This window comes from Candidatus Angelobacter sp. (assembly GCA_035607015.1).
Taxonomy (GTDB): Bacteria; Verrucomicrobiota; Verrucomicrobiia; order Limisphaerales; family AV2; genus AV2.
Genome location: DATNDF010000370.1, coordinates 1 through 12,417, shown reverse-complemented (window position 1 = coordinate 12,417; position 12,417 = coordinate 1). Strand labels below are relative to the sequence as shown.

The 12,417-nt window shown below is 58.3% G+C and carries 12 protein-coding genes and 1 tRNA gene; 7 read left to right on the top strand and 6 right to left on the bottom strand.

The window, feature by feature from the left end; all coding sequences use genetic code 11:
* The 5 genes from VN887_14985 to VN887_14965 all read right to left on the bottom strand — a co-directional run.
* On the bottom strand, positions 1–531 hold a 531-nt coding region (locus VN887_14985), incomplete at its 3' end, for a hypothetical protein (GenBank protein HXT41312.1).
* Positions 532–536: 5 nt separating this feature from the next.
* A complete protein-coding gene (locus tag VN887_14980; GenBank protein ID HXT41311.1) occupies positions 537–2,036 on the bottom strand; it encodes an AAA family ATPase in 1,500 nt (499 codons plus the stop codon).
* 41 nt (positions 2,037–2,077) lie between these two features.
* A complete protein-coding gene (locus VN887_14975) occupies positions 2,078–3,307 on the bottom strand; it encodes an argininosuccinate synthase (protein HXT41310.1) in 1,230 nt (409 codons plus the stop codon).
* Between the two features lie 91 nt (positions 3,308–3,398).
* Complete coding sequence (locus VN887_14970) at positions 3,399–4,331, bottom strand: cation diffusion facilitator family transporter (GenBank protein ID HXT41309.1); 933 nt, start codon at positions 4,329–4,331, stop codon at positions 3,399–3,401.
* Positions 4,332–4,419: 88 nt separating this feature from the next.
* Positions 4,420–5,637 carry a DUF1015 family protein gene (locus VN887_14965; protein ID HXT41308.1) on the bottom strand — a complete coding sequence of 406 codons (1,218 nt, stop codon included), beginning with the start codon at positions 5,635–5,637 and terminating at the stop codon, positions 4,420–4,422.
* 189 nt (positions 5,638–5,826) lie between these two features.
* Between VN887_14965 and infC the strand changes: the two genes are divergently transcribed.
* On the top strand, positions 5,827–6,576 hold the full coding sequence (infC, locus tag VN887_14960) for a translation initiation factor IF-3 (protein ID HXT41307.1): 750 nt from the start codon (positions 5,827–5,829) through the stop codon (positions 6,574–6,576).
* Between the two features lie 25 nt (positions 6,577–6,601).
* Here infC and VN887_14955 read toward each other — a convergent pair whose 3' ends face one another.
* Positions 6,602–8,599 (bottom strand): Hsp70 family protein, encoded by a 1,998-nt coding sequence (locus VN887_14955; GenBank protein HXT41306.1) that lies wholly within the window; start codon positions 8,597–8,599, stop codon positions 6,602–6,604.
* A gap of 6 nt (positions 8,600–8,605) precedes the next feature.
* Here VN887_14955 and VN887_14950 point away from each other — a divergent pair, with 6 nt between their 5' ends.
* From VN887_14950 to VN887_14925, 6 genes are all read left to right on the top strand, one after another.
* Complete coding sequence (locus tag VN887_14950; GenBank protein ID HXT41305.1) at positions 8,606–9,349, top strand: ribonuclease HII; 744 nt, start codon at positions 8,606–8,608, stop codon at positions 9,347–9,349.
* Entirely contained in the window at positions 9,349–9,777 is a 429-nt protein-coding gene (locus tag VN887_14945; GenBank protein HXT41304.1) for a YraN family protein, read from the top strand. The genes VN887_14950 and VN887_14945 overlap by 1 nt, the downstream gene beginning before the upstream one ends.
* 10 nt (positions 9,778–9,787) lie before the next feature.
* Complete coding sequence (gene mutM / locus VN887_14940; protein HXT41303.1) at positions 9,788–10,642, top strand: bifunctional DNA-formamidopyrimidine glycosylase/DNA-(apurinic or apyrimidinic site) lyase; 855 nt, start codon at positions 9,788–9,790, stop codon at positions 10,640–10,642.
* Positions 10,643–10,704: 62 nt separating this feature from the next.
* A tRNA-Asn gene (locus tag VN887_14935) sits at positions 10,705–10,779 on the top strand.
* 197 nt (positions 10,780–10,976) lie between these two features.
* A complete protein-coding gene (locus VN887_14930) occupies positions 10,977–11,414 on the top strand; it encodes a hypothetical protein (protein HXT41302.1) in 438 nt (145 codons plus the stop codon).
* 31 nt (positions 11,415–11,445) lie between these two features.
* On the top strand, positions 11,446–12,237 hold the full coding sequence (locus VN887_14925) for a hypothetical protein (GenBank protein HXT41301.1): 792 nt from the start codon (positions 11,446–11,448) through the stop codon (positions 12,235–12,237).
* Positions 12,238–12,417: the final 180 nt, after the last annotated feature.

The following is a 12,417-nucleotide window of genomic DNA, read 5'->3' as shown; positions in this document are numbered from 1 at the left end:
GCGCTGAACGGCCAGTCCAGTCCTGAATTTTTTGAGCCGACGAGTCGGTTTATCGGTAGCTTGCAGCAGCGCCTCATTAAGCACTGCCTTGGGGTCGGGTAAATCCTCAACCCTTGAAACTGATGGAAGGTTCAACGGAGTAGTTCCGTTTGGATTGCCCGCTGCGTGGCGAATTGCAGCTTCGTCAAAGAGCAACCATGCTTCGGTCATTCTTACAGGCACGACGCAGGCATACGGACGCTCTGCAAAGAAATCGGCGGAAATGCGCTGGATTGCAGAACGAATTTCGTTCACGCGGTTTTCACGCGGCTCGCGTTCGGCATCTCGATGCACAAACAATAGTTCGCACGGGAAAAGTTCGACCGCAGTGCGGATCTTAAGCTCAAGACTTGGGAATGGTTTTGGAAAACTCCGCAAGTCAGCCCACGCCGGTTCGATTGGTTGGTTTACCCCGTTGGCTTGGAGAAGCCACTTCAATGGATGAAGTAATGCAGCATCAGATGGCCCATCTGAAACGAGGGTGAAACGCATGAGGCTTATGCACCGGATGGGAATGTCAGCAACATCTGTACGTCGCTGCGATCCATCACGCGTTTCTTTTCCACATCTGAATCGCGTTCAGCCGCTGAAGGGTTCAAATACGCAAGTAGGTTGCCTTTGCCAGTGATGCGATGTCCTTCCACCTTCTGACGCCAATTACCTTCGAGACAACTGAATAGTAGCTGGCGAAATCTGACCGGCGGCTTTTTGTTCTGACCATCTGTCGCTCTGACGCCTTCTGCCAATTCTGCGACCAGCAGCGAATCCTCTGGTGTCTGTAGCACAACTGAAGGGGAGTGGGTGTTAATTATCACCTGCCGCAGCGGATTATCTTCATCTACTGGCGACTCAGTATCTGTTGCGATGTCTTGCAACAGGCGAAGCATTGAATGAATGCGTCGCGGATGGATACCATTTTCGGGCTCTTCAAAACACAACACGCCGCCGCTTTGGCGATCAAACTCTGTGACGGCCAGCGCCAGAAAACGCAATGTGCCGTCTGAAAGCGCACTCGCTGGGTGAATCGTCCCGTCGCGTGTTGTCACTTGGACTGTGAACAACTGTCGCGTCTCGTCCCGGTCAACTCGAACTTCGCGAACGTCTTCAATCAATTCGGCCAAGCGATTTGCAACACTGGCGAGCACAGCACTCTCCTTAACATTGTCAGCACGCCCATTTGTGCCATTTCCGTTGTGACGGGCGAGTTGGTTTAGCGCAGCTGGCAAATGAGCACCTTCGGGCGTCATTTTCGTGGGGGCAGTAAATGGGTCGGGCCGTCGCAGCGCGGAGCTTTCCAAGTGCAACATGCGCCAAGACTGCATTTCTCGCCGCACTAGCATCGCTGTAGGGTATTCGCCCGCTTGAACTGTGCTGAGTAGCGTGCGCCGCAGGCTCGTCGTTGGGCGCTTGAACAAACGGCCGGAACGACCATCTTGGTGAAGCCGGACCGTTCGCTGATTGCCGTCTTCTTCTGTTGAAATGAATTTTGCCGTGTGACGCCCTTTTAACACCGACTTTCGCCATTCGATTGAGTGTGGGAATAGCAAGTGCCGTGTGGCGTCAGTCAATCGCAGTGGCACGAGGGTTTCTTCGATCAACTCCAAAAGGCCAGCTTCTTGATCGGGTGAGCTTTCGGGCCGCAGACCCAACACCAGCGAGTAACGGACAAATGTGCTCGATCCTTCAACCGGTTGACCGAGTTCATCCACTCCGCTTGGGGGAAGAATCATATCCGCTTCAAACCTAATCCTATCCGCGCGAGTCACTCCGACTCGATGAAAAATCCCTTGCAAGTCACCGGTTCGTTCCGACTCGGATCTGACGGAGAGTGCTGCTTCCGTCAAGGTTCGGTCAGTCAACGCGCTGATAAACAATATCGCGTCAAAGAGATTTGATTTGCCGACGCCATTTGGCCCGGCGATGCACGTGAACGGCCCTAAGCGGACATCGACGTCCACCAAGTTCTTGAAGCCTGAAACTTGCAACCGGGTTAGCATCGAAATCAGACTACACGATTCGCTTCAGGATGCATTATTATTCACTTCTTCTTCCCATGCACCTTCGCCGCCACTTTCAGGCGCAGCGCGTTGAGCCGGATGAAGCCCGTCGCGTCGTCCTGGTTGTAGGCTTTGGTCGGGTCGGCTTCCATCGTAGCAATGTGCGGGTTGTAGAGGCTCACCGGGGATTTGCGGCCGGCGACCATGATGTTGCCCTTGTAAAGTTTCACGCGCACCGTGCCGGTCACGTTCTTCTGGCTCTCGGTCACGAGCGCCTGCAACGCCAGCCGTTCGGGCGCGAACCAGTAACCATAATACACCAGTTCCGCGTAGCGGGGGATGAGCGAGTCGCGCAGGTGCATGACCTCGCGATCCATAGTGAGGCTCTCGATCTGCCGATGTGCGAAATGCAAAATCGCGCCGCCGGGCGTCTCATACACGCCGCGCGATTTCATGCCCACGTAACGGTTCTCCACCATGTCCACGCGCCCGACGCCATGTTTGCCGCCGAGTTTGTTCAACGCGCGCATCACGCCGAGCGGCGAAAGCTTTTTGCCGTTCACGGCCACACAATTGCCCTTCGCGAAATCCAGCGTGACGAACTCCGACTTGTCCGGCGCGTCTTCGGGGAACACGGAGAGTGTGGTGAACGAGCCGCGATATTTCGTCGCGCTCGCGTCCAGCCACGGGTCTTCGAGAATGCCCGCCTCGTAGGAGATGTGCAGCAGGTTGCGGTCGGAGGAAAACGGTTTCTTCGCGCTGGCTTGCACGGGAATCTTGTGGCGCTCGCAATAATCAATCATCTCCTGCCGCCCGGGAAATTCGCTGCGATACCGCGCGTCCCGCCACGGCGCGATGACCTGCAAATCCGGCGCGAGCGCGGCGGCGGTGAGTTCGAAGCGCACCTGGTCGTTGCCCTTGCCGGTCGCGCCGTGGGCAATGGCGGCGGCCTTCTCTTTGCGCGCAATCTCGACCATGCGTTTGGCGATGAGCGGGCGCGCGATGCTCGTACCGAGGAAGTACTGTCCCTCGTAAATCGCCCCGGCGCGGATCATGGGGAAGATGAAGTCGCGCGCGAATTCCTCCTGGAGGTCATCAATGTAAATCTTCGAAGCGCCGGTTTTCTTCGCCTTTGCTTCGAGGCCGGTGAGTTCGTCCTCCTGCCCGATGTTTGCGCAGAACGCGATCATCTCCGCGTCGTATTTTTCCTTGATCCACGAGAGCAACACAGAGGTGTCGAGCCCGCCCGAATAAGCCAGAACAATTTTCATAGTTGAGTCCAACAAGCCCGCGGCGAATTAACGCGACGCCGCCGGAATAGAAAAGCAAAAAACCGGGATAAGGGCGATCCTTCGACGGAAATCAGACCTCCGGCATCCGGCCCCCAACCTCGGGTTTCAGGTATCCACCTTCCGCTCTTTGTCCGGCCGGCTCGATGTGCACCAGCACGTCGTAAACCTCGGGAAAGCGAGTGCGCACCTGATCCTTCACCTCATGTGCGATCTGATGAGCACGCTGCACGGTCATTTGAGGGTCCACCTCCAGGTGCATATCGACAAAGAAATGGTAGCCCATTTTGCGCACGATGCACTTTTCCACCCGGGCAACGCCGACAGTGGCTTCGGCGATATCCCTCACTCGTTCCGCGACCACCGGGTCGGGCGAGGCGTCCATCAGCTCGTCCAGTGACGGACGCAGCAGACGCCACCCGTTCCACGCGATGATGCCTGCCGCAACGATCGCCGCGACGTCATCGGCCATTTCGTAATCCTTGCCGCCAATCAGCGCGACGCTGATGCCGATCCCTGCGGCCAGGGAAGTAATGGCGTCGCTGCGGTGGTGCCACGCGTCCGTCCGGACGGCCGAACTTTCGACGGAAATACCCTCGCGCAGCACGAAACGAAAAAGAGATTCCTTGATCACGACCACGACGACCAGCACAAGCAGCGTGTAAGCCGACGGCCCGCGATGCGGCTGCACGATCTCTCGAATCGCCTGAACCGTGATGCCCACCGCGGCCAGCAGGAGCATGGTTGAGACGACCGCCGCAGCGAGCGGTTCGGCTTTTCCGTGGCCGTAGGGATGATCTTCGTCAGCCGGTGCGGCCGCCACCACCAGACCGCGCCAGACGATGATCGAACTGAACAGGTCGGCCAGCGACTCAACGCCGTCGGCGACCAGGGCATGAGAATGTCCGATGACGCCTGTAGCCATTTTCACAGCGGCGAGCAGTGTGTTGGCGACCATGCCCAGGAAAGTCACGCGCAGGCTGCGTTGGAGGCGGGTCGTGGCCACGGCACAATTAAATCACAGAGGCGAAAAACATAAAATGCGAAACGAGAGGCACAGACGGCGGCGGCCGGATCGATCACGGTTCGTGGTGTCAGGCGATCATGTGACAGAACATTCCGTCACGCAGCTTCGGCTCGAACCATGTGCTCTTGGGCGGCATGATCCCGCCGGCGTCGGCGATGGTCATCAGGTCTTCGATGCCGGTCGGGAACATCGAGAAGGCGCAGGCGTATTCGCCGTTGTTGACCAGCTTCTCCAATTCGGTTGTGCCGCGGATGCCACCGACGAAGTTGATTCGTTTGCTCGTGCGCGGATCGTCAATGCCGAAGACGGGGTCGAGCACGTATTTCTGGAGCAGCGTCACGTCGAGCTTCTCAATCGGGTCGGCCGTGGCGGCGAACTTCGGACGGAAAATTAACGTGTGCCATTTCCCGTTGATGAACAAACCAAGCTCGTGCTTGCGTGTCGGACTGGCCGCACCGTCGGATTTGATGACAAACACGCCGTCGAGTTTTTCGAGAAGCTGCGCGGAAGTCAGGCCGTTCAAATCTTTCAACACGCGATTGTAGGGCAGGATCTGCATCTGATGGTGCTGGAAAATCACCGCGAGGAACCACGCGCTGTGGCCCGCGCCTTTGCGCGACTGGAAAACGCGCGCTGCCGCCGCGCTGCGATGATGTCCGTCAGCGATGTAAAGCGCCGGGATTTTCGAAAATGCCTCTTCAATTCCCGCAATTACCCGCGAGTCGGAAATCCTCCACGCCGCGTGACGCACGCCGTCCGGCGCGGTGAAGTCAACGTCCGGACCCTCTTTGGTTTTGTTCGCGGCCAGTTCGTCGAGTTCGGCCGCCGCCCGACAGGTGAGAAATACGGGGCCGGTTTGGGCGTTCAGGGCTTCGACGTGCCGCACGCGGTCATCCTCCTTGTCGGGTCGTGTCAACTCGTGCTTTTTGATGATGCCGTCGAGGTACTCTTCACAACTCGCGACGGCGACCAGGCCGGTCTGCGAATGTCCGCCCATCACCTGGCGGTAAAGATAAAAGCACGGCCACGAATCCTGCCCGAGCGCGCCTTGCGAAATCAGTTTCGCAAAGTTCTCCTTTCCCTTCGCGTAAACTTTCGCTGCGTAAAGGTCTGTGCCCGGCGGGAGATCGATTTCCGGCTTGCTCACGTGAAGGAAACTGAGCGGATTATCCGCCGCGATCCGGCGCGCTTCTTCAGACGACATCACGTCGTAAGGCAGTTCGCAGATTTTTTCGGCCAGTTCTGGTTTCGGTCGGAGCGCCGCAAAAGGCTTGATCGTCGCCATAAAAAGTGGCGCAAAGATAGGGAGACACGCGCGGGATGACACGTCAAAAACGCCCCGGAACGGACCGAGTCGGCGCCGATATTTGACTTGCAAAAACGGGTGTTCTGACTATATATGCGGCATATCGAAATATGCCGGCCGGATTGACAGCAACTGCCGCATGAACAAGTCTCAACCGTTGGGGGTGTCTTGAGCCGCCCGTTCTCTCCTCGTTCTTCTCCTTTCACTGGTTCATTCGTCAGGGTTAACGGAAAAATCCGGGCCCGCGAAGTCCGGGTCGTTGGACACGACGGCAGACAACTCGGTGTTTTGCAGCTCGGCGAGGCGATCAATCTGGCCCGCGCCCAGGGAGTGGACCTCGTGGAAATCGCGCCCAATGCGACCCCGCCCGTCTGCCGCCTCGTTGATTATGGCAAGTTCCGATATGAGCAGGCGAAGAAGGACAAAGAAGCCAGGAAACACCAGCACGCCAACAAAGTTAAGGAAATCCAACTCAGCGTCACGATTGACCCGCACGATTTCGGCGTCAAACTCAGCCACGCCATCGACTTTTTGTGCGACGACATGAAGGTGAAGGTTACCTTGCGATTTCGGGGACGCGAAATGGCGCATCAGGAGTTCGGTTACCAGGTGGTTAAAAACTTCATCAAGGAAGTCGCCCCGTTCGGCCATCCGGACGCGGATCCGAAACTCATCGGCAAAGGCATCAATCTGATGCTGAGTCCGCTGCCGCGCAACAAGCGGGCGAAGAATCCAAATCAACCGGCTTACACGGGGCAGGGTAACGGCGCTCCGAACGAACACGATCAGTCCGCCGCGGGGACGAAAATCGAAGTGAACAGGTCAGACGCCGTCGTTGCCTCCAGGTCCGCGCCGGGAGCGTTCGAGAACAATCCTTTCGCCAAGCTGGATCTCAAGCCTCGCGAGGAACGCGCATAAGCGGGCCGTTCAGGTTCGCGCCGATTTATTGGATTACTCCCCGTTTCCGCAGAAGCGATTCCATCGCCTTGTCCATCACGACATCAGCGAGTGGCCGTGTGATTTCATCCAGTTCCGACAACACGGCTTTTAGTTTCACGGGGTCACCGGGCGAATCGTCGCTGCTCAGCAAGTCTTCTGTGCGTTTCAGCGCGTCTTCAATCCGCGCCTTGTAGCTGGCATCAATCTCGCCGGACCATTCGACGAGTGCCTTGCGGGTCGCGCTGATGGTTTCGCGGGCGCGTAACTGTGCCTCAATCCACTGACGCGCGCTCAGATCCTCGAAGGCGTGTTCGACGGATTCCTCCACCATCTTTTGGACCTCGGCATCGTCCACGTCCACAGCCGATTTCACCTCCACCACTTTTTGCAGACCTGTTCGGGTGTCGCGCGCCAGCACCTGCAGGATGCCGTTCGCGTCGATTTCGAACTGCACGCCAACGCGCGCCACGCCTTTGGGCGCGGGTTCGAATTCAATCGTGAACCTGCCCAGGCTCCAGTTGTCCCTTGCCCGCTCGCGCTCGCCCTGCAAGACGTGGATCAACATGCTGCGTTGATTGTCCACGGCCGTGGTGAACAGCTCGCCCGCCTTTACGGGAATGGTCGAGTTGCGCGGAATGATGACGTTCATCAGGCCGCCAAAGGTTTCAATGCCGAGTGACAACGGCGTCACGTCGAGCAACAGCATGTTTTTGAAACCTCCGGAAAGAATTTCGGCCTGAATCGCCGCGCCGAGGGCAACGGCTTCGTCGGGATTCTGCGACGTGTTGAGCGCCGGCCCCTTCGGTTTGTGTGGCGTCGTGCCAGGGCGAACGTCGCCACGCGTTTCTTCGAATTCCGCGCAGCCGAACAGGTCGGCGACGAACCTCCGGACCAGCGGCATCCGCGTCTGCCCGCCGACAAGGATCACCTGATCCAGATCGCGTGGTTCCAGTTTCGCGTCGGCGAGCGAGCGCAGGCAATGCGAACGTGTCCGGGCCACGACATCGCGGGTCAGGTCCTCCAGCTCGTTCCGTGTCATTCGATGGTGGAAGCTGAAATCCGCCGCGAGGAAGGGCAGCGCGATTTCGACTTCGGTTTCCGCCGAAAGACGAATCTTCGCGTGTTCAGCGGCTTCGCGAATGCGCGAGAGCATTGCGAGGTCTTCAAGGTCACGCGGGTGCCCCGTTTCGTCCGGGCTTGAGGGAGTGCCTTTCATCGGCGTCGAGCCGACCGTGACGGGCGGAGCGCCCGCGCCGTGCCTCAAATCCGGCCCGCCCGCGGCCCTGATTTTTTCGACAAGGAAATCGACGATGCGCCGGTCAAGATCGTCGCCGCCTAGGCGCGTGTTGCCGTTCGTCGCGAGCACCTGGAAGACGCCGTTGTTCAATTCGAGAATCGAGAGGTCGAAGGTGCCGCCGCCCAGGTCGTAAACGGCGATTTTTGAGCGCTGTCTGAGTTTGTCGAGACCATACGCCAGCGCAGCAGCCGTCGGCTCATTCACGATGCGCTCAACGCAGAGGCCCGCCAGTTCGCCGGCTTTCTTCGTGGCGTTGCGTTGCGCATCGTTGAAGTACGCCGGGACCGTGATGACGGCGCGGGTGACGGCTTCGCCGAGGAACGCTGCGGCATCGCACTTCAATTTCTTGAGAACTTCGGCGGAAATCTCCTCCGGCGTGTAATCGTGATTGTGAATGTTGATCGTGGCCGGTCTCGCGCCCCCGGCGTTCACCGGATAAGTAACCTGCATCTCTTCAGGGGAAATCTCACCACCGCGCCGTCCGATGAACCGTTTGACTGAATAGACCGTTTCAGCGGGTTTCAAAACCCGCGCGCGGTTCGCCGCGTGTCCGACGACCGGTTCTGCGCCGCACGCGGGGATATGAACGACCGACGGCGTCAGCCGCCGCCCGTCTGCATCTGCTATGACCAGCGGAATTCCCGAATCCACTGTGGCCACCAATGAATTGGTGGTGCCCAGGTCAATGCCGACAATTCTGCTCACGTGGCCATGCTGCCACGATTGTCGATCGCCCCGCACGCAATTTTGGTTTCCATTTTCGCCGCGCCTCGGCAGATTCCATCCGTGGTCAGGCTGGCTTCTCATGACACTCCGGACCGGTTTGAGTTCGAGCGCGCATTGACGCGGCGCGGACTGAAGTTCATCGCCGGCGTGGACGAAGCCGGACGCGGTCCGCTCGCCGGTCCGGTTGTCGCCGCCGCTGTGTTGTTTCCCATGGAATGGATTTCGGGCGGACTTCCACCCGAGCTCGAGGGCTTGAATGACTCAAAGCAGGTGGCGGCGGGACGGCGCGAGAGTTTTTTTGCCGCTCTTACCGGCGACCCAGCCGTCAGGTTTGCCGTCGCCCGCATGGAGGTTGGGACGATCGACAGCATCAATATTTTGCAGGCCACGCACCGCGCCATGAACGAAGCGCTCGCGCAGTTGCGGCCGCCGCCCGAGCACGTGCTGGTGGACGGGCTGCCGGTGACGTCGCTGCGGTTTCCTCAGACCGCGCTGGTGAAGGGCGACGCGCGGAGTTTTTCCATCGCCGCTGCCAGCATTCTTGCCAAGGTCACACGTGACCGTCTGATGCTTGAATACGACCGGCAGTTTCCTGCGTATGGATTCGCTGAACACAAGGGCTACGGGACCGCGCGCCATCTCGCCGCCCTGGAAAAACACGGTCCCTGCGCGATTCACCGCAGGAGTTTCGCGCCGCTCAAAGCGGCGGGACAGGCGGAGCTGTTCTGATGGGATTGTGGTCGAGCATCAAGACGGCGTTCGTTTCCGACCGGGAGGCCGAGCACTTGCGGCGGGGCAAACTCGGCGAGAAAGCCGCGAAAAAACATCTGCGCCGGGTCGGGCTGAAATTTCTCGCCGCCAACTTCCGTTCGCCACGCGGCGAAATTGATCTGGTCTTTCGCGACCGCGATTGCCTTGTTTTCGTCGAGGTCAAGACGCGTTCCTCCGAAGACTGGACCCGACCCGCCGCCGCCGTGAATGCAAACAAGCGCCGGCGTTTGTCGCGGGCGGCGCTGGATTACGTCAGGCTGCTTCATAACCCGTCCGTGAAGATCCGCTTCGACATCGTGGAAGTACTGTTGCGCGATGGCGCGGTGCGCGAGATCCGCCATCTGCCGAACACGTTCTCGCTTTCGCCGCCTTACCGCTACGGGTAACCTCCGTTTCATGCCGGAACTGCCCGAAGTTGAGATTCTCGTGAGGCATCTCGCTCCGCTGCTGAAAGGCAAAACCATTCGTGGTGTCGAAGTCCGTCATGCGCGGGTCCTCCGGCCGACACAGCCGGCGCAGTTGAGTCACGCGTTGAACGGGGCGGTGTTTGTGAACCTCATCCGGCGCGCCAAGTATCTCATGTTTGCATTGCGGCGTGCAGACGGGAAGGGGACGTTTCTCCTGGCTGGCCACCTCGGCATGACGGGGCGCATGTTCTTGCAACCGGCCGGCGCGCCGCTGCCCAGACACACTGCCGTCGCGCTTGATCTCGGGAGGCAGCGTTTCATCTTTGAGGACACGCGCCGTTTCGGGCGGTTCACTCTCGACCTTTCAGCGCAGCGCGGGTTGGGACCGGAACCGCTCGGCAAGGAATTCACCGTTGAGTATTTCGCGGCGGCACTGAAGCGGTCTTCCCAGGGAATCAAAATCAAACTGCTCGATCAATCCCTGCTGGCCGGGGTTGGGAATATTTATGCCTGTGAAGCCTTGTTCGCGGCGCGCGTTTCGCCGCGACTGGCGGCGCGGAAACTCACACGTGACCAGGTGCGGCGTCTCTGGCGCAGCATTCGCCAGGTGCTGGTCAAGGCCGTGGAATTCGGCGGCACGGTGTCGCTCGACTGGACCGGGAGAACAAATGATGGCGGTGTGTTTTATTACGGGAACGCCGGGAGCCCGCCAGATTTTTATGAAGAGCGGTTGCAGGTTTATGACCGGCAGGGTCGTCCCTGCCGGGTCTGTAAGGCGCCCGTCAAACGCATCGTCCAGGCTGCGCGGAGCACGTTCTATTGTCCGCGCTGCCAGCGGAACTGAATCGCGGAAATCAACTGTTGACGGTGCCAACAGCGGTTTGTAGATTGACCGGCCATTTGGGATCCAGAGTAGCTCAATGGTAGAGCAATCGGCTGTTAACCGATGGGTTGTAGGTTCGAGCCCTACCTCTGGAGCCATTCAACCAAGTCGTTTGCGGGTAACGGCGCGTTTCGGAGGAGGAGGGCAATAAGACCCCAACTGTCAGGGAAACTGTCAGGGTCTGAAGGTGCTCAGCGAGCATCTCTTTAGAATTCGCTCGCACTCCTTCATTACTCGGTCAGTGCTTCCTGACACAGAGTAGCTCGTCTCCCTTACCGTGGTGAGGAAACGTGCTATGAAGCAGAAGCAGCGGTATTGGCTTTTCAAACGCGGGCATACTTACTATCTCGAAGACTCAGTCTCCGGAGAGCAGAAGAGCCTTTGCACTTCAAACCGACAGGAAGCCGAACGCATCCGCCTGGCAAAAAAGCGAGGCCGCACAACGCCCTCAACTTGGCTTGGCTTTGGCGAAAGCCTACTTAGCTGCCTGGACCCGACCGGCGGCTGGCATCGTGGTACCAGCTATCGGCCACCACTGGCGTTTAATGTAGGTCTTAACGAGATAACGGCGGTGGGTTCTCCCATCACACCGCCGGGGATGATCTTGCACCATGTGTTTAGTATTCCGCAGATCGTGAAAAGAAAAGCCGTGCAAACGGCAGTGGCTGAGAACGCTGAGGACGAAGATTCGGTTGGTATAGCCGCCCAGAATGCGCTCATGGGAGCTTTTTGACTAAGGCCAGCGGTTGATGCTAAATACAGAAATGAAGTTTTCAGAAGCGAAAAGGGAATTCGACATCCGATACTATCTCTGGTCGATTTCGGAATTTGAGAAGGAGATTGAGGAGTCGTTTCCCACCCTGCGCTTGTTCAAGGCCGGGGGCGCTTGGAAGACCTATCAATTCATGTTGAAACTTCCCAAAAGCGAGCAGTTGGTTTTGGCCCGCAGTCTGGTCAAAAGGTCCCACCCGAACGCGGTCAAGACCCTGGGTGAGACCTGCTCGGCTGAGGAGGAGTCGCTGCGCTCGCGGCGTGACGCGGCTTTCAGCAACATTTTGAGCGTTAGCGAAGAGATTCGGGCTAGGAAAAAGGCAGGAGAACCTGTCAAGCTCGCGGGCAAGCGGAAGCTCCGAAAAGTCATGACGGCACAGTTCAAGGCGGCGTTTGGAAGCGAGTGCATCGATTTGGCGCGCGCGGATGAGGACGAAGAGATGCTGCGATTCAAGATGAAGCGCGCTGGATGGTTTGTTACCACGTCTTTTTATTTCGGTCGCAGTAAGCCCGTTCTTGACTATATGCATGGAATCGCTAGTGAGGAGCCCCTAATATACCGCGAGGGAATCGGGCCTATGGTGATGGGCGCAGGAATGTCTTTCAATTCCTGCCTCGGTGTAAGTCGGAGCCAATGGAACTATATCACAGACGAGGAGATCGAGCCTACATGTGACACCGTGATAGAGCTCTGCGCTCATTTTTTTGAGGTTTTGCCGAAACTGCTGAAGGGTCTGGAATGTGACAACGTGGTGCCAGACGGAGCAGACATTCGAGGATTTTAATAGAGCAGCAGCGACTAGCTGTTACGAACTTTTTTGCCATCGTGTGCGCCAAGCGAAGCTTGGTGCCTCTTGCAGGGTGCGAGTCCCTGTCGGGTAAGGAATAGTCAACCACCCGTACCAAGTGTTGGCGTTTTGAAAGAAGCAGCAATGTGAATGACAAAACGTAAGCGTACACCGGGA